This is a genomic window from Mucilaginibacter straminoryzae (genome assembly GCF_022953055.1).
Classification (GTDB): Bacteria; Bacteroidota; Bacteroidia; order Sphingobacteriales; family Sphingobacteriaceae; genus Mucilaginibacter; species Mucilaginibacter straminoryzae.
Map to the genome: position 1 here is coordinate 387,753 of NZ_JALJEJ010000004.1, position 20,837 is coordinate 408,589.

Sequence of the window (20,837 nt, forward strand, 5' to 3'; positions counted from 1 at the left end):
TCCCTCACATTCGTTCGGGACGACAGTTTGATCATTGGTCCGCTGCTATTTCCATTGCCACTCTTTACTTAAAATTGCTTCGTTCCTAGCAATGCTGTTTCTTTGTAGCGGAATGGACTACAAGCAAACCCTCGACTACCTTTACAACCAGCTTCCAATGTTTACGCGTGTGGGTTCAGCAGCGATAAAAAAAGGGCTGGACAATACCCTGGCGCTATGTGAAGTACTGGATAATCCGCATCAAAAATTTAAAAGTATCCATGTCGGTGGAACGAACGGTAAAGGTTCGACGTCGCACATGCTGGCCGCCATTCTGCAGACAGCAGGCTATAAAACAGGCTTATACACCTCCCCTCACCTGCGCGACTTTCGCGAGCGGATCCGCGTTAATGGCAGGATGATCAGCGAACAGGATGTGGTTGACTTTGTAGCGCAACATCAACCTGATTTCGAGCGTATAGAACCCTCTTTTTTTGAAATGACCGTGGGACTGGCTTTCGATCATTTTGCTAAGCAAAAGGTAGATGTTGCCGTGATCGAAGTAGGTTTGGGTGGAAGACTGGACTCGACCAACGTGATCACGCCGCTGCTTTCGGTGATCACCAATATCGGATGGGACCATATGAACTTACTGGGTGATACACTACCACTAATCGCCGGTGAAAAAGCGGGGATCATTAAGCCTGGCGTACCTGTTGTAATTGGCGAATATCAGTCTGAAGTTGCCGAAGTATTCGAGCAAAAAGCCCGTGATCAAGGCAGTGACCTGGTTTTTGCATCAGATATGTGGGGCGTGGAAGAACACCGGAAGGGCGAATTACTTAGCGTAACAGTGGTGCCGGAAAGAGGCGGAGGCGATGGCACTGTTCATTACCAGCTCGACTTAACCGGAACGTACCAGCTTAAAAACTTAAAAACGGTTCTCACCGCCGTTGCCGAACTACGCCAGCAAGGTTTTACCATAACTGATGCGCATGTAACCGATGCACTAAAACAAGTTCAGAAATTAACCGGACTCGCCGGCCGATGGCAGACATTAAGCACCCACCCACTAACAATATGCGATACCGGCCACAACCCGGAAGGTATTACCGAGGTGCTGAGGAACATTGCTAAAGTAAGCTACAAGCAATTACATTTTGTAATAGGCGTGGTAAACGATAAAGACATCAGCAAGATTCTGGCAATGTTACCTAAAGAAGCCATCTATTATTTCTGCAAACCGGATATCCCACGTGGATTAGAGGCCGAAACGCTTCAGGAAAAGGCTACCCTAGCCGGGTTAAAAGGTGAAGTTTATCCTTCTGTTAAAGCAGCCCTGCAAGCCGCACAAACCGCTGCAAGTGTAGACGACCTGGTATTCGTCGGCGGAAGTACATTTGTGGTGGCTGAAGTAGTGTAGATAGAATCAAAAGCCGAGACGGTCATTACAGGTAGACTTCCCCTCTTGAGAAGGGTTAAGGGTGTGTCCTTAAGGAAAATCAAACAGAGACACGAGGTATCGTGTCTCGATAAAATTGCTATAGAGATTGCCGCGCTTCGCTCGCAATGACGCGTTATTTTGTCATCCTAAACGAAGTGACCTGTCCCGAATTAGTTTCGGGAAGGATCTGTACACAGAATTTTATCAGAAAGACGATTTAATCGTCTGGAATAATACGCACGCGTTACAAACGCGCGCGATAAAGGTCAGCTCTTGTGTCTTGTTTCTTGGCTCTTGATTCTTGTCTCTCTCCCATCACTTCAACTCGTCCAGCACTTTAAACAACTTTGGGCGAATAGCTGATGTAGACCCATTAAAATTATTGATGATAATAGAAAAGCAAAGCTCGCGGCCCTGGTGTGTCTGATAGCCTGCGTACGCCAGCACATTATTAATATATCCGCTTTTCATGTGCATGTTGTTGTAAACGGGCAAGCTCGCAAAAAAGTCCGGGAACCAGGTTTCTTTCCGTGCCGACTGTAGGATTTTCGCCATCGTCATGGTGGTTACCCGGTTGCCTGGCGAAAGGCCGCTGCCGTCTTTCATGTTCAACGAATTCACATCGATTCCCCTGCCCTTCCAGAAATTTTTCACCACACTGGTATAGTCATCCGTCTTCAGCGAATCGCCCATGGCCAGCATCAGTTGCTCGGCATACAGGTTAATACTTTTCTGGTTCAGCCAGTAAATTACTTTTTTTAACGGCGGTGATTGGTGCGTAACGAAAGTTTGCCCCATGTGGATATTTGCGTTATTATTTTGCGTAACGTTAATGGTTTCAGACATCGCTCCGCCGCTTACGGTTATACCTGCTTTTTCCAGTGTATCCTTTAGCCTGCGGGCAGCCTCGTAGGGCGGGTCTGGCAAGGCTGCCGATATTTTATGTTTCTGTTCGTCTATAGCATAAGTACCTTGCAAAAACACGTTGTTACTGTTTACAGGCAAATGGGCATTTGCGTTATCACCGCTACCTGCTGCGCCTGTAGTCAGTTCATTATAAAACTTCAGGTAAGGCATAGCAGGAACCGTACCTGCAAAAGTGACCGGCTTACCCGGCTGGGTAGGCCGAAGCAAGATATCGTATGCGTTTTCGCGCCAGCACAGATTGTTTGGGAAAGCGCCGTAATAGTTGCCCATATCGGCCCATATCCAACCATCAGGCTCATGGTTGATGCCCATTGCAATAATCTTCCCGGTGATCTTTTTAATCCCTGCCTTCTTTATCGCATTTACAAACTCATTCAGTACAAAGCTTTCTTTGGTTTCCTCCCAGCGGAAGCTGGCCAGTGTGGGATCATTACCTGCATTGATGATGATATTCCCGTTGTAAGTACCATCTGCGCCGAGCGAGCCATCTCCGCCCAAGGTAGTTTTAAAGCGGTAGTCTGGGCCAAGGATATTCATGGCCGTAATGGTAGTGATGGTCTTCATGGTGGAAGCCGTAGCCAACCCCATGTTCGGATTCGCGGTGAAAACAACCTCCCCTGTTTTGGCATCCAACACCGTTAGCGAAACAGAAGCGTAAGTACTTTGTGCATCTTGCTGCAAACGTGTGAAGGCACTTTGCAGGTTTTGCGTTAGGGATTGCGCGAAGGCTGTTCCAGATAACAGAATAACAAACAATACACACCCCAATGTGCGTTTAAGCAAAGTGGCAATGCCAGTGCTTACCCCTCTCGAGAGGGAAATTGAAGTACGTTTTGTTACAGGAGCAATTTTAAACAGTGGGGTGTCTAGCACTTCGCTAAGCAGGTGTCTCATATTCAACAGTCTCATCATCCTTCACGTTACGTTGCGAAATATAATAAATCGGTATCCCTATCAAAACAATAATAAATCCGGGCCAGGTAAATTCAGGCTTGTAAATAATCAGCAGTACGCAAAAAGCAAGGCCCATCAATACGTAAATAGCAGGCAATACGGGATAACCGAAAGCTTTATAAGGCCGCAGCGCATCGGGTCGTTTGGCGCGAAGGATGTATATACCGATAATGGTCAGCACATAGAAGATCACCACCACGAAAGAGATCATGTCGAGCAAATCGCCGTACCGGCCACTGAGGCATAACACGGCAGCTACGGCACATTGGATCCATAAGCCAAACTCCGGCACTGCATTTTTATTTAACGTTCCGGCTTTACGGAAAAACAGGCCATCCTTAGCCATGGTGTAGTACACGCGCGAACCAGCCAAAATCAAGCCATTGTTACAGCCAAAGGTTGAAACCATAATCATCAGCGCGATAATGATCGTACCTACATTACCGAAGATCACGTGCGAAGCAGCAACGGCCACCCTATCCTTTTCAGCAGTCGCGATTTCGTGCAAGGGCAATACTGCGGTATAAACCAAATTGGCAGAAACGTAAATTATAGTAACGATCAGCGTTCCGAGGAAAAGGCTTAAGCCGATATTCCGTTGCGGGTTTTTCATTTCCCCGGCAATAAATGTTACGCTGTTCCAGGCATCGCTGCTAAAAATAGAACCCACCATAGAAGCAGCTATTGCACCCATAGCCGCCGCCGTAGTGAGCGCAGTGATAGAGCCATCGGCGTTTAATGCGTGCATGTTCCAGGCGTTGCTCCAGTTAGCGTTCCACACGTCTGTTTTAAAAGCCATAAAGCCGAAAGCAATCAACCCAAAAAGGCTCAGCAGTTTGGCAAGGGTGAAGGTGGTCTGGATGATCTTACCGCTTTTTACACCACGGGTATTTACCCAGGTCAGGAAGATGATCAGCACAATAGAAACGATTTGAGCAGCGCTAATTTTAAGCAGGTACGAACCTAAAGGGATCTGAAATAAAATATTGTCTTCGCTAACCGCAGGAATCAAATAAGCCGTAAACTTAGAAAAAGCTACCCCCACCGCGGCAATAGTCCCCGTTTGGATTACCGCAAAAAAGCTCCATCCGTAAAGAAAGGCAACCAGTTTATTGTAGGCTTCTTTCAGGTAAACATATTGGCCACCGGCTTTAGGGAACATGGCGCTTAGTTCGCCATAACTTACAGCAGCGGTCAACGTCATAAAACCTGTGATTACCCAGATGGCAATCAGCCAGCCGGATGAGCCAACGTGCCGGACAATATCCGCGCTGACAATAAAAATACCCGAACCTATCATTGACCCGGCAACCAGCATGGTACCATCAAGCAGGCCCAGTTCGTGCTTTAATTCCTTCTTAGAGGGAGTTCCTTCCATTTAAAGTAATGTTGATATGCCTAAGCTATTAAAAAATTAGCTTAACCCGTAAATAAACCCTTCAAATTAAGAATCAAATACTTGCAAGTGTTAATTATTTTACGAACATTCGTTTTAAGTACCAATTACTTAAGTTGCCAAACTACTAACCTAACTATATGAATTTTTTAAACGATTACTTAATTTATCTGATTCCTGTATTCGGGCTGATCGGAATTATTACCATGATCGGTAAATCGGCCTGGGTAACTAAACAAGATGCCGGCGACGCAGGTATGAAAGAGCTTTCGGGCTACATTGCAGATGGGGCAATGGCTTTCTTACGTGCCGAGTGGAAAGTACTCAGCTACTTTGCCGTTATCGCCATTATTCTACTGGCATGGTCGGGCACAACGGTTTCAACCTCTAGCCCGGTTATCGCTGTATCCTTTATCATCGGCGCATTTCTCTCTGCCTTTGCAGGTTACCTGGGCATGCGTATCGCCACAAAAGCTAACGTACGTACCACGCAAGCGGCACGCACCAGTTTAGCGAAAGCACTTAAAGTTTCTTTTACCGGCGGTACCGTGATGGGCCTTGGTGTTGCCGGTTTAGCAGTTTTAGGGTTAGGGTCGCTGTTTATTCTCTTCTATACCATTTATGTAAAGAATGTGAACGGAAACGTGAACGGCGAAGAAATGCAGAAAGCGCTGGAAGTACTGGCAGGTTTCTCACTCGGTGCTGAATCTATTGCATTATTTGCGCGTGTGGGCGGTGGTATTTATACCAAAGCGGCTGACGTTGGTGCCGACCTGGTAGGTAAAGTGGAAGCAGGTATTCCCGAGGATGATGTACGAAACCCCGCTACGATTGCCGATAACGTAGGGGACAATGTAGGGGACGTTGCCGGTATGGGCGCCGACCTTTTTGGGTCATACGTGGCGACTATCTTAGCGACGATGGTCTTAGGTCGCGAGATTGTATCGCACGATAACTTCGGCGGTATCGCTCCCATCCTGTTACCGATGCTGATTGCCGGAATGGGCCTGATCTTCTCTATCATCAGCGCCTCTTTCGTACGTATAAAAAACGAGACTGACAGCGTGCAAAGCGCTTTAAATATGGGCAACTGGCTGGCGATTATACTTACCGCCATTGCTACTTTTTTTGCGGTAAGGTGGTTATTACCGGACGGCGACCTTTTCCTGACCCGCGACCTTGACCCCATTACCCACCAGGTGAAAACAGGGGCGCTGGTGTTTAATAAGACAGGCGTTTTTCTATCTATAGTTGTTGGCCTGATTGTAGGCACGCTGATGTCTATTATTACTGAATACTACACGGCCATGGGTAAAAGGCCTGTAATGAGTATTATCAAGCAATCATCCACCGGCCATGCAACCAACATTATTGGCGGTTTGGCTGTAGGTATGGAATCAACCGTACTGCCGATCATTGTTTTAGCCGGCGGCATATTTGGTTCTTACCATTTTGCCGGTTTGTACGGTGTGGCGATAGCTGCCGCAGGCATGATGGCCACTACCGCCATGCAGCTGGCGATTGATGCCTTCGGGCCGATTGCTGATAACGCAGGCGGTATTGCAGAAATGAACCAACTGCCAGAAGAGGTTCGCCATCGGACAGACAACCTGGATGCCGTGGGTAACACTACCGCTGCTACCGGTAAAGGTTTTGCTATTGCATCGGCAGCGTTAACTTCATTAGCACTATTCGCCGCTTTTGTTGGCGTAGCAGGGATTGATCATATTGATATTTACAAGGCCGACGTGCTTGCCGGACTATTTGTTGGCGGCATGATACCCTTCATTTTCTCGGCCTTAGCTATCTCGGCTGTTGGTCGGGCCGCAATGTCAATGGTAGAAGAAGTCCGTCGCCAGTTTCGCGAAATTCCGGGCATTATGGAATACAAAGCCAAACCCGAATATGAAAAATGCGTAGCAATTTCCACCCAGGCTTCTATCCGCGAAATGATCGCCCCCGGTGCCATCGCGCTAATCACCCCGATTATTATTGGTTTCGCCTTCGGCCCCGAGGTATTAGGCGGCTTGTTAGCCGGTGTAACCGTTTCTGGTGTACTGATGGGCATGTTCCAGAGCAATGCAGGTGGTGCATGGGATAATGCCAAGAAATCGTTCGAAAAAGGCGTAGAGATCAACGGGCAGATCTATTACAAGAAATCTGAACCACACAAAGCTTCTGTAACCGGCGATACCGTAGGTGATCCGTTTAAAGACACTTCCGGCCCTTCGATGAACATCCTGATCAAACTGATGTCAATCGTTTCGCTGGTAATTGCACCGCATCTGAATAAAGCGGTAGATAACAGTAAGCGCTTGCAGAACGAGATCAAGAAGCAATCATACATTACGCACACGATCAAACACGATAATAGAATTTAAGCGTTGAACCCTCCGAAAACCGGAGGGTTTTTTGTTGTAAAACGCCGCTATTTATTAAATTTGTTATATGACAGTAGTGGTGCATCCTCATAATGAGCAAGAAGAGAAAGTTTTGTTGGCATTTTTAAATAGCCTGAACTATGAATACTCATCTGAACAACCAGAGGTTGAACTTACAGCGCAGCAGCAACAAGAAATTCTCGCGCGGGAACAAAAACTAAAAGACGGTACTACTACTACCAGATCATGGGACGACATTAAAAAAGACTTTGATAATGTTTACCATTGAAGTATTATCAGAAGCCGAAAATGAACTAAAAGATGCTTGTGATTGGTATGATAGTAGACAAAAGGGTTTAGCAAAACGCTTTTTAAACGAAATCGATCAGTGTTTAAACGCTATCCGGAAAAATCCCGATCAATTTCAGGTACGGTTCTCGGAAACTTACCGTTTTGCGCCGCTTAAAAAGTTCCTTTAAGCTATTGTTTATCGTGCAAATCACGAATTAAAAAAGATTTTCGTTTTTGCCGTATTTCATCATAGCCGTAATCCCCAAAAATTCTAAACATTTAACTTTCTTTATTGTTACAAGCCCCCTTTCCGTTTTACAATTAAATTAAGTAGGTTTGGGCATAAACATGATAAAAAATTTACACTGAGCTAAAGATGAAGTTATTTGTTAAAAAACCTCTTAAGCAGCTCCTGGCGGCGTCTGCCGAATCAGAAAGCAGCCTTAAGCGAACGCTTGGGCCCGTGGCACTTATCGCACTGGGCATTGGCGCAATTATCGGAGCGGGTTTATTTGTTCGTACTGCCGCAGCTGCTGGTGGTAATGCCGGTCCTGCAGTTACTATTTCATTTATCATTGCCGCAATTGGTTGTGCCCTGGCCGGTTTATGTTATGCCGAGTTTGCCAGTATGATCCCGATTGCCGGTTCTGCCTACACTTACTCTTACGCAACCATGGGCGAGTTCGTCGCCTGGATTATCGGTTGGGACTTGGTGCTGGAATACGCACTCGGGGCGGCTACGGTCGCCATCGGATGGTCGCAGTACCTTAATGATCTCTTGCATACCTTCTTTGGGTTTACCATACCTTACGAATGGAGCCATTCGCCGTTCCAGGTTTCAGATGCCGGTATACATGGTATTGTTAACCTGCCTGCTATTGGTATTATCTTTTTACTGACACTGCTTCTGATCCGTGGTACGGCAGAATCTGCTGTGGTAAACAACATCATTGTACTGGTAAAAGTTGCCATCGTATTGCTGATCATCGGTTTTGGCTGGCAGTTTATCAGCGCAGCTAACCATACGCCTTATACTATCCCTGCTGACGCCGGTTCTGTAACGTTAAATACCGGTGTGGTGCATAACTACGCCGACACCTGGAATCACGGATGGTTTGGGGTCTTGCGCGGCGCAAGTATCGTATTCTTTGCATTCATCGGCTTCGATGCGGTATCTACAGCTGCACAGGAAGCTAAAAATCCGCAGAAAGATATGCCATTGGGTATCCTGGTATCCCTGGTGATCTGTACGGCATTATACATCCTGTTCTCGCACGTATTAACCGGTATTGCTTCTTATAAAGAGTTTTTAACCTCTGGTAGCGAGGCGTCTGTTTCATACGCTATCCGTCACCACATGCCGGGTTACGAATGGCTGGCCAAGCTGGTTACCGTAGCTATCCTGGCAGGTTTCTCTTCAGTGATCCTGGTGATGCTGATGGGCCAGACCCGCGTATTCTACACCATGAGTACAGACGGACTGGTGCCTAAAGTGTTCTCTAAGCTTCACCCTAAATTCCGCACCCCCTACAAATCACAATGGTTATTCTTTGTATTTGTATCCCTGTTTGCGGGTTTTGTGCCAGATAGCATCGTAGGTGATATGGTTAGTATCGGTACACTGTTCGCATTCGTTCTCGTTTGTATCGGTATCTTAATTCTGCGCAAAACAGACCCGGATATGGAGCGTCCGTTCAAGACCCCGGCTTACATGATCGTTTGCCCGCTTGGCGCACTGGTTTGTTTAGGTATGATCTTCAGCGAAGGCTGGGAAAACTGGGCACGTTTAATTGTATGGTTGCTGATAGGCTTTGTGGTTTATTTTGGCTATGGCATCAAAAACTCTGCGGTTCGCCGCGGTGTAACTAATGCGGCAGACAACCCACCGAACCCGCATTACGTAGATTAAAATTATTTTTGGCTAATCATAAAAAGGTTCTGATATTTCAGAACCTTTTTTGTTATCAACCAAAGCTAACCAATGAAAGCCGACAAAAACTTATGGGTATTGATCTGCGTGTGCGTGATAAATTCGCTCGGCTTTGGCATTATCGTGCCGCTCATTTACTCGTACGGTAAAAAGTTTGGCATCACCCAGCAGACCATCGGCCTGCTTACTGCTTCATTCTCCATTGCCCAGTTCTTTGTCACCCCGCTTTTAGGGGCAATATCCGATAAGTTTGGCCGTAAACCTGTGCTGGCGATCAGCCTGGCAGGCACGTGCCTGTCGTTTCTGTTATTTGCCACTGCACAAAATGTGGTGATGCTGTTTGCCGCACGCATTTTGGATGGTATTACAGGCGGCAACATCTCCGTAGCGCAGGCCATGATCTCAGACAGTTCTACGGCCGACGACAGGGCCAAAAAGTTCGGCTATCTGAGCTCTGCCTTCGGGCTTGGGTTTGTATTGGGCCCGGCAGTTGGCGGCCTGCTCAGCAAATTTGGCATGCAGGTGCCGTTCTTCTTTGCAGCAGGAATTGCCCTTTTAGGTACGCTTGCAACCATGTTCCTGTTAAAAGAGACCTATACAACGGAAAAGCGCGCAGAACGGGATAAAAGCCGTTTCACTTTTGTTTCGCTTCTCACGACCATGAAGAAACCGGTAATAGGTACAGCGGTATTCACCGGATTTCTACTTACCATGGCGCAGTTCACCATGATCATCGGTTTTCAAACTTTTAGTGTAGACGTGCTGAAGATCACCCCTACCAAAATCGGTTTGTTTTATGCCGGCTTTGGCATAACTGGGATCATTATGCAGTTGTGCGTACCGTTTTTTACAAAGGTGATTTCTTCCAAAGCGATGATCTTACTGCTTTCTACGATTGCCTGCCTCGCGGCGATGTTCACGGCAGGTTTCGCCAATCAGTTCCTGTTGTTCGCGATCTGCTTGTTTGTGTATGGCTTATTCAATGGCTTGCGTAACCCGATGCTCAACTCGATTATTGCCGACCATAACGACCCTAAAAAGCAGGGCGAGATATTAGGAGTAAACCAGTCCTACGCTTCTATCGGGCAAACTTTAGGCCCCGTTGCAGCCGGGCTGATCACCGTGTGGTCTGTACATGCGGTATTTTTTCTGTCGGCATTTTTCATTCTGACAGGCTTTTTACTGACCTTTAGACTAAAATCCAAGGAAAAACAAAATACTTGCTAACGTTATGACCTATTTTAACCCTGCACAAATTGTATCCGTTACGATGATCCTTTTTGCGATCATCGATATCCTCGGCGCAATCCCGGTAATTATCCAGCTAAGGCAGAAAGCCGGGCATATCGAATCTGAGAAAGCTTCGATAGCGGTTCTGGTGCTGATGATCGGTTTTTTGTTCCTGGGAGATGAAATGTTGAAGGTGATTGGTTTGGATATTGCCTCTTTTGCCATTGCAGGTTCACTGGTGATCTTTATTATCGCCATGGAGATGATCCTTGGGATTACCTTTTTTAAAGAAGAAATGCCCGAAGCGGTATCAATCGTTCCGTTGGCCTTTCCGCTGATTGCCGGCGCCGGTACCATGACTACCTTACTATCGCTGAAATCACAATATGCTACGCAGAATATCCTCATCGGCATCATTCTCAATACTTTATTTGTTTACCTGGTGCTGAAGAATGTAAAGCGCCTGGAACGGTTGTTCGGTAAAACAGGTTTGAACATTCTTCGTAAAGCCTTCGGCATTATCCTGCTGGCTATAGCTATTAAATTATTTAGAAGCAATACGCACCTTTAGAAACAGGAGTCAAGGTACAAGAGTCAAGACTTTGACTAATCGAATGCGTTTGTAACGCGTTCTTGATAAAAGAATACCCTTCGACAAGCTCAGGGTGACATGGTTTTTGTACTACGCTTATCATGCTAATTCTTGTGACCACACAAACGTGTCATTGCAAGCACGAAGTGCTGTGGCAATCTAATCATAAGCAGCTGAGAGATTGCTTCGTTCCTCGCAATGACAAGCTTTAAATAAACACCTTGCTCAGGATGACAAAATAAAGGTGTCTTTGCGAACTGCGACGCAGTGTGGCAATCTTATAACGCATTCTGCCAATCGAACGGTTTTTTTAACTCGTTCTTGATAACAGCGTCCCCTTCGACAAGCTCAGGGTGACATGGTTTTTGTACTACGCTTTATCATGCTGAGGCTCTCGAAGCATCTATTATTTGTGATACGTACAGATCCTTCACTTTGTTCAGGATGACAAAATAAAGGTGTCTTTGCGAACTGCGACGCAGTGTGGCAATCTCACGGTATCAACCTTGCAGCAAACATGGTATCCGCCTTGTGTTCATAGCCTTTCAGCACGCGTTGGTCTTCTACTTTTAAGCCCAACTCACTCGTCATAAAGTCTATTGCTTCCTCGTTTTCTGCTTTGAAGGCAGAGCAGGTGATGTAGATTAGCGGTTTCCCTGGTTTCAAATACTTTACCACGTTAGGGATGATATTTTGCTGCAAGCGCTGGAAGAACTCTATCCTGACGGGGTTGAACTGGCTGATCATTTCAGGTGTGCGTCCCCACGTACCCGAGCCGCTGCAAGGTGCATCAAGGATGATTCCGTCGAAAGCATAATCATGCAACACCGGGTCGGGGTTTTGGGTCAGGTCTAATATCTTTTTCTGGTACTTGCGGATACCGGCTTGTTCAAAACGTTCGTCGAGGTTAGCCAGGATACTCTCCCTGATGTCTGAAACCACTAGTTTAATATCTGGCTGAAGTTCGTGCAAGAGCAATGATTTACCGCCAGAGGCCGCGCAGGCATCCCACCAGTTGTCCCATTGCTTTGGCTGAAAGAACTGGGCAGTTTGCTGTGAGGATTCATCCTGCACTTCAAACCAATGCTGTTTAGGGAATATGTTTTCTAAACGTGTACCGTTGGGTAATGCCAGGCAGTTATTGCCTTCGTCCCGGTAAGTAACATCTGCCTTTTTAAGTTCGGCCTTTACCTGTTGCTCAAACCCTTTACGAACACGAATAAATAGATCTGGTTGCACAAAGAACGATTTCAGGAAAGCTTCGCGATTAATACCTTCAGATAAACGATCCGTCCAAGGGTAAACGTCTTCGAGTGCAAACTCCGAGTATGCGTTTGCTACCATTTCCAGCTTTTCATCAAGCCCGAAACTAATACAGGCAGCCCACTCCGGTTTAAAATGCTGCAGAAAGGAATTCAGTTGATTATTGCAAAGAAATTCAGCCACCATCAAACGGTCTTCAGCGGCTAATTGAGGCAAAGCTTTACCTAAGCGGTAATAATTGTAGATCAGGCGACTGGCTACTTTTCTATCGGTAGAGCCCATTTGCTTGTTCTGCCTGAAGTAAGCGGGCAGGAACTTGCCAAGCGGGGTATCGCCCGGGAACTCTGTTAAAATGCGTTGAAAGGTTTTGAGCTGGTTGACGGCCTTCATTCGATCGCTTTTAACTCAAAGTTAACGTATTTCAATAGAGTTACATTGGTATTCACCCAACCTTCACCTGCTTTTTTTACAAAATGGAATTTATTATGCAGGCCCTGGTAATCTTTACCTTCCGGCTTAATGGTACTTCCGTTAGCCTGAGCCAGCAAAAGGCCGAAATAATATCCTTCGTCAAACGCCTTGATGGCGTATTCTGATGGCTCTGCATGATAAGCTTTCCGGAAAGCCTTTATAAAATCACGTGTGTTTGCGGCTTTATAGTTGACATGATCCGCCGAGGTGATCACCGTTTTCAGGCGCTGCAACAGATCGGCCTTTAAAAATGTCATGCGTTCCCAACTGGGGTGTCCGATCAAAACAACTGGGTAATGTTTCGCCAGGGTATCCAGCGAACGCAGTGTTAACTGTAGAAAAGCCTGGTTGGTAGCCCCTATGACAAACACGTTGGGTTCCGTTTTGGATAACTGGGGCAGCAGGGAAGTTAGGCTACCGCGAACTACGGTAAACGGTATTGCTTTAACCTTCAGCTTGCTCAACGTATCCAGCGATTTTTTGAAGGGAACCAGGTACTTGTTATCAGCGCTAAAGCCAGACTTTAGCATGAATACCTTTTTTGCTTTCAGGTTTTGATGCACATACTGCGCTGTACGACGGGCATGGTATTCCAACGGCGGGATAGCGGTAATCAACATCGGATTACGTGCTTCAGCAGGCGAAGCCGGAGAAAGCGGTGAAAGTTCGGGCTTAATTGCAGACACTGCACTAAATGCCTTAATCCCGTCAGGAAATACCGGGCCCACCACCATATCGCTGTTACGCACTTTGGGGTTAAGCGCCAGTGCACGCGTTTCTGCAGGCAGATCTTTAGAATCGAATACCTGTAAACGGTAATTATACCCCTGTGCTGTCAGTGAATCAAGCGCAAGTTTAAAACCCTGATAATAGTCTACCGCCATATTAGCCGATTGCAGATCGGCCTTTTTGTAGCTTTTACCAGCGTCCAGGTTCTGCAAATTAAAAGGTAATAACATAGAAACCGTATTGAACCGCTGCTCTAAAGGAGGCGGAAGCGGTTGCAGTGGCTTGTTTACCGGCTTCTCTATCGTTTTTGCAGGAATATTTACCGGTTTTGGTTCCACCTTGCGCACCTTAGGCGAACAGGCAGCTACCAAAACCAGTAATACTAATATCCAGAAAGGATTATTCCCACTCGATAGTTGCCGGTGGTTTCGAGCTGATATCATAAACTACCCGGTTTATACCTTTTACATTATTGATAATCTCGTTAGAGATTTTTGCCAGCAGGTCGTACGGCAAATGGCACCAGTCTGCAGTCATTCCGTCTACAGATTCTACTGCACGCAGCGCTACCACATTTTCATAGGTACGCTCATCGCCCATTACCCCTACCGACTGGACAGGCAAAAATATCGTTCCGGCCTGCCAAACTTTGTCATAAACGCCGGCGGACCGTAAATTGTTGATATAAATTGCATCCGCCTCTTGTAAGATACGAACTTTTTCGGGTGTTACCTCACCTAATATCCTGATAGCCAGACCCGGACCTGGGAACGGATGACGGCCTAAAATATTAGCATCAATACCTAAAGCTTTACCCACTTTACGCACTTCGTCTTTAAACAGGGTATTCAGCGGCTCCACAACCTTCAGCTTCATAAAATCTGGCAGGCCGCCTACATTATGGTGCGACTTGATGGTAGCAGAAGGGCCTTTAACCGATACAGATTCGATGACATCAGGGTAAATGGTGCCCTGACCAAGCCATTTTACATCCTGAACCTGGTGGGCTTCGTCGTCAAATACCTCAATAAACACGCGGCCGATGGCTTTCCGCTTTTTCTCCGGATCGCTTAACCCTTCTAAGGCATCATAGAAACGTTGCTTAGCGTCTACACCTTTCACGTTCAGGCCCATGTGTTTGTATGATTCCAGCACCGATTCAAACTCGTCCTTACGTAACAAGCCGTTATCTACAAAAATACAATACAGGTTTTTGCCGATGGCATGATGCAGTAATACGGCGGCTACCGATGAATCCACCCCTCCGGATAAACCCAATACTACCTTGTCATCGCCCAGCTTGTCTTTCAATGAAGCAATGGTGGTTTCGATGAAAGAGTCCGGCGTCCAGTCCTGCGCGCAACCGCAAATATCCACCAGGAAGTTCTGCAGCAGTTGCTTGCCGTCTATACTATGGGTTACCTCTGGGTGGAACTGGATACCAAAGGTTTGGGTGTCTTTAATATGATAAGCCGCTACGCGAACAGAGTCTGTGCTGGCGATAATTTCAAAATCAGCAGGTACGTTCTGGATGGTGTCTGCGTGCGACATCCACACCTGCGAATGCTGCGGAATTTCCTTGAACAATGGGTTGCCATCTGCAATGTACTGCAGATTAGCCCGGCCATATTCGCGGGTACTTGAAGGCGAAACTTCACCTGCATTGTAATGTGCAATGTACTGCGCACCGTAACAAACCCCTAAAATAGGCAGTGTGCGGTGATGACGGGCAAAATCAAACTGGGGGGCATCTGCCTGGCGAACAGAATACGGGCTACCAGAAAGGATGATTCCTTTTACAGTGCTGTCTACTTCCGGGAAATTGTTAAATGGATGGATCTCGCAATAGATATTGAGCTCTCTTACCCGGCGGGCAATCAGTTGGGTGAACTGGGAGCCGAAGTCGAGGATTAGAATTTTTTCCTGCATGGGCAAAGATAGTAATTTGCAGGGGTTTTAATTCAAGAATTTCACATTATAACACTGCGTATGCCCTTTATATACTCTTTAACTTCTCAATGGCTAACATTGCTATTTCTTTAGGGGATAAACGTACTCCATCCAAGTAACCCGTTGTAGTTCTTATCCCAGGAATTGAAGTTTCATCTAATCTTACAGGCAATATGTACGGTTCATGCGCTAAAAATGCTCTTTCTTGTGCACTCTCCCTCTCGTGATTCGTCCACAATTTTTCCTTATAGAATTTAGATAGAAAAATAATACAATACATGCTCTTATTTTTATATATATCATCAAGATGGGTATATAAATCACGTCCCCATAACGTTACTTTTTCATAATCGTCATAGAATAATTTAACGTTGTTCTTCTTCAACTCTCGTGCTACCTCATTTACATAATCTCGATCTTCTCCAGCAAATGATAAGGCGATCTCATATTGATATTTTGGCTTATTTTGTTCAGCTTCTAATATTTGTGCATTTGCAAAGTTTTTAACCTTATCAAAAGGCACTCGGTAATGCAAAACTCCCCTTCTATCTTTTACCTCTAATCGCCATCTTTCTGATTGCTGAACTCCTATATATATTTCCTTACCGTAATTTTCATCAGGATGAATAATTAAAAGTGTCTCTTCACAAACATAGCGTAGCCAAACAACATTAGTGATAACAAAACTTTTAATCGTTATACTTGCATTATAACCTAAACCATCAATAGCTTCAATTTCAAGCAATAAAGGAAGTAAGTTTTCAAACTTATGGATCTCCCAACATTCAAAAAACTCCGAAACTAAATTGTCATTATTATCAAAGAACCTATTAATATCTATAGGCGTATTTTCATAACCGCTAACTGCTCTAAAATAGCCTATATTCACGTCAAATGGCGCTCTAGACTCATCTTCGTGAAAAATAAAAAGATCAAGAGACCAATACTGGCCATTTTTACTGGGAAGTTTCTTTTGATAAGCAAAAGTGGTAATTAAATTATCTTGAACTGTAACTTCTAACTCCCTTTTGAGTTTCTCAACGCATTCTTTAAGCAGTGGAATCATTATCCTATATTTTTTTTAGCAACATCAATAAAATATTACTTAAACACCAAATAAGGCTTCAGTTTTTGCAAAGTAGCTTTATCCAATATCGCCACATCTTCCATATCAGCTAAATTTTCATAGTCGCCGTGCTCATTGCGGTACTGTAAAATAGCATTCACCTGTTTGTAAGTAAGGTAAGGGTAACGGCGAAGATCATCAAACGTGGCTTTATTGATATTCAGCTTTTTCAGCAATGATGCGTTCACCTTCACTTGCTTTTCTACCAACAGGTAATGTTCTTCATCTATCCCGAACACCTCTTTCAGTTGTTGTTTTGAATGGAAACCGCCTATTTTATCCCGGTAACGGATAATCCGCATGGCAAAACCCGGACCGATACCTTTAAGCCGGGTAAGCGATGCCGAATCTGCATGGTTCAGTTCAATCACCGGTATAGCTTCTTCCGCATCCGGTAATTCGATATAGGGTGCAAGGCGGGTATAATCAGCTTCGGAAATGGAATAGATCTTCTTTAAGTCGGCCTTCTTATAAAAATGCCCTCCTTTTTCCAGGTAGTGCGTAATCATGCCGGCCTGGCGTTCGCTCAAACCCAGCTGCAACCATTTTTGTACCGACAACTTATTCGGATTGAACTTAAAAAGATGAACAGTATCCCCGAGGTTTCCTGCTGACGAAGTAACTCCCGCTTTGTTATACTTTAGTAAAGCCGCCGCTTTATCAAATTCACTAAAATTTATTATCTTATCTTTGTGAAACAGGCTGTAGACAGACGGCGCAGCCATGGTTAGTATAATTAGTGACACCAATACCACCAAACCGTTCCACTCTTTTTTTGAGAGCGAGAGATAATTTTTAAGGTTGGGGATCATGCGATTGGCATACTAATAGCCGTTAAAGTAAATAATTTTGACTATAATTAGCTAATAAGCACTTGATAAAACATGAAAGTAATTACCACAGAGGAGTTTGCAAAAGCCACTAAACTGGATAAATTAAAAATGCCCGGCCTGGCTGCTCTTCTAATGGAAATTATGAAGATAAACCGGGTAAACGAATTATTTGCCCAGGCACAGCCCAAACAAGGCCCCGAATTTGTGGATGCCATATTAGAAGGCATTGGCGTTAAGGTGGAGTTTGACGAACGCGAACTACGCAACATCCCGGCTAACGGCGCTTTTGTTGCCATCGCTAACCACCCCTACGGTGGTATAGAGGGAATGGTGTTACTGAAGATCTTATGCATGGCCCGGCCAGACTCAAAACTGATGGCCAACTTCCTGCTGAAGAAAATACCAAACCTGAGCGATTATTTTGTAGGCGTAAACCCTTTTGAAAATATAGAGCATTCGTCCAGTATCAGCGGTATAAAAACCACGCTGGAACTGTTGAACAGCGGCACGCCAATCGGTATTTTCCCGGCGGGCGAGGTATCTACCTTCAAGGTGGAGAAGCAGCAGATCACCGACCGTATGTGGCACCCGGTGGTAGGCAAGCTGATTGCAAAAGCAAAAGTTCCGGTAGTGCCTATTTACTTCCACGGTAATAATGGCTTGCTGTTTAACCTGCTCAGCCTGATACACCCTACATTGCGTACCGCCAAGCTACCTTCTGAGTTATTTAACAAACAAGGCCAGACCATCCGCCTGCGGATCGGCAAGCCTATTAATGTACTGGAAGTTCCGGAATATAATAACCCAACCAAGCTGCTAAGCTACCTGCGCGCACGTACTTATGCCCTGGGAACCGGCCTGGAAGAAGAGAAAAAGATCTTTCGCCCCCGTAATATTTTCAAGATCAAGAAAGACGCCGCAGAAATAGCCCCCGAGACTGATTCCGCAGTGCTTGAAAAAGAAATTGCGCCTTTAAGAGAAAGTTACCGCGTTTGGGAAGAAAAAAATTACGAGGTTTTTGTAGTTCCCACTTCTGTCATCCCTAATGTGATCCGCGAAATTGGCCGCCTCCGCGAAGTCACCTTCCGTGACATTGGCGAGGGGACGAACAAAAGTACCGACCTGGATGGTTACGATATCTACTACCATCATTTGTTTATCTGGGATACTGAAGCCAGGATGATTGTTGGTGCATACCGTTTGGGCCTGGGTGATGAGATTTTTTACAGCATGGGCAAGAAAGGTTTTTACACCGCCGAGCTGTTCAAGATTAAATCGCAATTTACACCGGTACTGAAACGCAGCCTGGAACTGGGCCGCTCCTGGATCCGCAAAGAATACCAGCAAAAACCCCTGCCGCTGTTTTTACTGTGGAAGGGCATCCTGAAATTCCTGATCGATAACCCGCGCTACCGCTATCTGATCGGCCCGGTAAGTATCAGCAACAGTTTCTCGAAGTTTTCGAAGTCTTTGATCGTAGACTACATTACCCGGAACCATTTCGACGAGGAAATGGCCCAGTATGTGAAGCCGAGGAAGAAGTTCAAGCTGGACTTTTCGAGCATCGATGCCGACCTGCTGATGAACGGCGAGAATAGCTTTAAAAACCTTGACAGCCTGGTGTCTGAAATTGAAACCCGCAGCCTCAAAGTTCCTGTTCTGCTTCGGCAGTATATCGCGCTAAATGCAAAGATCATTTGCTTTAACATCGATCCGAAATTTGCAGACTGCCTCGACGGTTTCCTGGTGCTTGATCTGCAAAAGGTTCCGCAGGATATCCTGGACAAACTCGGGAAGAACTTGTAAGCCTAATAATTCAAATCCTCGCTATACAACCTGAAGCTTAACCTTTTACTGCCTTTTGTGGCGATAATCAGGGTGTTGGTCTTAAAGGTTGTGGCCTGATCTGCAGCAGCGGTAAATTGTATGGCTACGGTTTGGTCGAATCGCTTTTTCGCATCCTGCGTCAACGGTATTGCATTGGTGGTTATAAGGCCGTCACCGTGGCTTTCTACGGTAACCTGGTCTGCATTTGTGCTGCCTTTCAGGGTTACATAAACTGTTCCGAACCGCGTGTCAGATCTGGTGGTCGACCATTTAACCAGATCAAAATCAACGTGTACACCATCGGCGGCATAATGCCGGTTGGGGTCGCTCACCGTTTCATTATCCTTTTTGCAGGCGGTTAGTGCGAGCAGCGCGATAAGGAGAAATCTTTTCATAAAAGGTTGTTTTATACCCTTACGTATTTATACGGCTTTTCGCTACAGCATTAAAAATTTCTTAACAAAATATTAAACCATCAAAAAAAGCCTTTGTCCTATTCATGTAAACGATGCAGCAACTGCATACAACTAAACTGAAGTACTATGAAACGTTTAACATTAATTGCAATTCTGGTAACCGCACTTTTTACTGTCAATTCTGCTAAAGCCCAGGTGGGTGTACATGTGGGCGTAAACTTTGGCACACCATATTATTGCCCTCCGCCACCTCCTCCCCGCCGTGTAGTGGTAGTAGAACAGCCTGCTTATTGCCCACCGCCGCCACCGGTATATTACAGGCCTGCCCCGGTGGTTTACTACCGTCGTCCATACTATGGCCCGCGTGAAGTGGTAGTGGTACGCGGCGGTTATGGCCGCGGTTATTACAGAGGCCACGGTTGGGGACACAGAAGATGGTAAATTTTTTAATCCAGTTATCATCATAAAAAAAACGGGAGCCTTATGGTTCCCGTTTTTTGTTTCCGGCAGGATTAATAATTCATCTTTAACTTTTTAGCCAGCACAACCATTAGCCAGGTTGGCGAGTTAACGATAGTCGTGATAAAAGATGCTGCCTGATATTTTTCCTTCACCTTCGTATATAAAATCCATTCCGCCGAAAGGAAGATCAGTAAAACGATACCGGCAACCAGCGCGACACTTAGCCCGCCTTGCTCGTGCCATTGTTCTAACTGGATAATGCCGTAAGAAAACGCAAATAGCATAAACAGCAGCAGGTAAGATACCAGCGGCGACATTTTCAAATGCACATAAATAATAACGGCGATGAAAAACGAAGCCCAGTTAAAGTAAGCGTTGTATTCCCCTAAAAACTTCAGCTGCGGAAAAGGGATCGCCCACAATACGCCCATCAGGCCAAAAAGTCCCAGCGGTATCAGCAATAATTGCAACTTGCGGCTTTCTGAACCAACCGCAAAACCTTCAAAAAGCTGATACTTTTTTTCGGCAGGCGGAACCGGGGTTTCTTTTTTCATCATCAACAGTTTTAACAGCGGTGCAATTTTAAGCAAAAAAAAGGCTCTGTTTTCACAGAGCCTCCGGTATTTATTAAACTAT

The 20,837-nt window shown here is 45.6% G+C and carries 18 protein-coding genes; 9 read left to right on the forward strand and 9 right to left on the reverse strand.

Features of this window, described 5'->3' with window-relative positions:
* Nucleotides 1-112: 112 nt before the first annotated feature.
* A complete protein-coding gene (locus MUY27_RS11275) occupies nt 113-1,402 on the forward strand; it encodes a bifunctional folylpolyglutamate synthase/dihydrofolate synthase (protein WP_245130124.1) in 1,290 nt (429 codons plus the stop codon).
* A 336-nt stretch (nt 1,403-1,738) separates the two neighbouring features.
* Here MUY27_RS11275 and dacB read toward each other — a convergent pair whose 3' ends face one another.
* Both dacB and MUY27_RS11285 read right to left on the reverse strand, forming a co-directional pair.
* Complete coding sequence (dacB, locus tag MUY27_RS11280) at nt 1,739-3,244, reverse strand: D-alanyl-D-alanine carboxypeptidase/D-alanyl-D-alanine endopeptidase (protein ID WP_245130125.1); 1,506 nt, start codon at nt 3,242-3,244, stop codon at nt 1,739-1,741.
* On the reverse strand, nt 3,228-4,682 hold the full coding sequence (locus MUY27_RS11285) for an APC family permease (RefSeq protein WP_245130126.1): 1,455 nt from the start codon (nt 4,680-4,682) through the stop codon (nt 3,228-3,230). The genes dacB and MUY27_RS11285 overlap by 17 nt, the downstream gene beginning before the upstream one ends.
* 158 nt (nt 4,683-4,840) lie before the next feature.
* On the opposite strand from MUY27_RS11285, the gene MUY27_RS11290 reads away from it, so the two are divergent.
* The 6 genes from MUY27_RS11290 to MUY27_RS11315 all read left to right on the forward strand — a co-directional run bounded on the left by MUY27_RS11290 (nt 4,841) and on the right by MUY27_RS11315 (nt 11,103).
* Entirely contained in the window at nt 4,841-7,081 is a 2,241-nt protein-coding gene (locus tag MUY27_RS11290) for a sodium-translocating pyrophosphatase (RefSeq protein WP_245130127.1), read from the forward strand.
* A gap of 67 nt (nt 7,082-7,148) precedes the next feature.
* A complete protein-coding gene (locus tag MUY27_RS11295; RefSeq protein WP_245130128.1) occupies nt 7,149-7,370 on the forward strand; it encodes an addiction module protein in 222 nt (73 codons plus the stop codon).
* Nucleotides 7,357-7,560, forward strand: a complete 204-nt coding sequence (locus tag MUY27_RS11300; protein WP_245130129.1) for a type II toxin-antitoxin system RelE/ParE family toxin — start codon at nt 7,357-7,359, stop codon at nt 7,558-7,560. Before MUY27_RS11295 ends, MUY27_RS11300 begins: the two co-directional genes overlap by 14 nt.
* Before the next feature lie 188 nt (nt 7,561-7,748).
* Entirely contained in the window at nt 7,749-9,281 is a 1,533-nt protein-coding gene (locus MUY27_RS11305) for an amino acid permease (protein ID WP_245130130.1), read from the forward strand.
* Nucleotides 9,282-9,353: 72 nt separating this feature from the next.
* Nucleotides 9,354-10,529, forward strand: coding sequence for an MFS transporter (locus tag MUY27_RS11310; protein WP_245130131.1), 1,176 nt, complete (start codon nt 9,354-9,356; stop codon nt 10,527-10,529).
* A 4-nt stretch (nt 10,530-10,533) separates the two neighbouring features.
* Nucleotides 10,534-11,103, forward strand: coding sequence for a MarC family protein (locus tag MUY27_RS11315; RefSeq protein ID WP_245130132.1), 570 nt, complete (start codon nt 10,534-10,536; stop codon nt 11,101-11,103).
* A gap of 513 nt (nt 11,104-11,616) precedes the next feature.
* On the opposite strand, the gene MUY27_RS11320 is transcribed toward MUY27_RS11315, so the two are convergent.
* The 5 genes from MUY27_RS11320 to MUY27_RS11340 form a co-directional block, all read right to left on the reverse strand.
* Nucleotides 11,617-12,777 (reverse strand): RsmB/NOP family class I SAM-dependent RNA methyltransferase, encoded by a 1,161-nt coding sequence (locus MUY27_RS11320; RefSeq protein WP_245130133.1) that lies wholly within the window; start codon nt 12,775-12,777, stop codon nt 11,617-11,619.
* A complete protein-coding gene (locus MUY27_RS11325; RefSeq protein WP_245130134.1) occupies nt 12,774-14,030 on the reverse strand; it encodes an ABC transporter substrate-binding protein in 1,257 nt (418 codons plus the stop codon). Before MUY27_RS11325 ends, MUY27_RS11320 begins: the two co-directional genes overlap by 4 nt.
* The gene (gene guaA, locus MUY27_RS11330; protein ID WP_245130135.1) at nt 13,987-15,516 is read right to left on the reverse strand and encodes a glutamine-hydrolyzing GMP synthase; all 1,530 of its coding nucleotides are present in this window, start codon (nt 15,514-15,516) and stop codon (nt 13,987-13,989) included. Before guaA ends, MUY27_RS11325 begins: the two co-directional genes overlap by 44 nt.
* Before the next feature lie 67 nt (nt 15,517-15,583).
* Nucleotides 15,584-16,603, reverse strand: a complete 1,020-nt coding sequence (locus tag MUY27_RS11335) for a toll/interleukin-1 receptor domain-containing protein (protein ID WP_245130136.1) — start codon at nt 16,601-16,603, stop codon at nt 15,584-15,586.
* Between the two features lie 35 nt (nt 16,604-16,638).
* Nucleotides 16,639-17,475, reverse strand: coding sequence for a ComEA family DNA-binding protein (locus MUY27_RS11340; RefSeq protein WP_245130137.1), 837 nt, complete (start codon nt 17,473-17,475; stop codon nt 16,639-16,641).
* A gap of 72 nt (nt 17,476-17,547) precedes the next feature.
* On the opposite strand from MUY27_RS11340, the gene MUY27_RS11345 reads away from it, so the two are divergent.
* Complete coding sequence (locus MUY27_RS11345; protein WP_245130138.1) at nt 17,548-19,302, forward strand: lysophospholipid acyltransferase family protein; 1,755 nt, start codon at nt 17,548-17,550, stop codon at nt 19,300-19,302.
* 2 nt (nt 19,303-19,304) lie between these two features.
* Here the strand turns inward: MUY27_RS11345 and MUY27_RS11350 are convergent, their stop codons facing one another.
* Nucleotides 19,305-19,718 carry a hypothetical protein gene (locus MUY27_RS11350; RefSeq protein WP_245130139.1) on the reverse strand — a complete coding sequence of 138 codons (414 nt, stop codon included), beginning with the start codon at nt 19,716-19,718 and terminating at the stop codon, nt 19,305-19,307.
* 147 nt (nt 19,719-19,865) lie between these two features.
* Here MUY27_RS11350 and MUY27_RS11355 point away from each other — a divergent pair, with 147 nt between their 5' ends.
* A complete protein-coding gene (locus MUY27_RS11355; protein ID WP_245130140.1) occupies nt 19,866-20,180 on the forward strand; it encodes a hypothetical protein in 315 nt (104 codons plus the stop codon).
* Nucleotides 20,181-20,251: 71 nt separating this feature from the next.
* On the opposite strand, the gene MUY27_RS11360 is transcribed toward MUY27_RS11355, so the two are convergent.
* Complete coding sequence (locus tag MUY27_RS11360) at nt 20,252-20,758, reverse strand: hypothetical protein (protein WP_245130141.1); 507 nt, start codon at nt 20,756-20,758, stop codon at nt 20,252-20,254.
* Nucleotides 20,759-20,837: the final 79 nt, after the last annotated feature.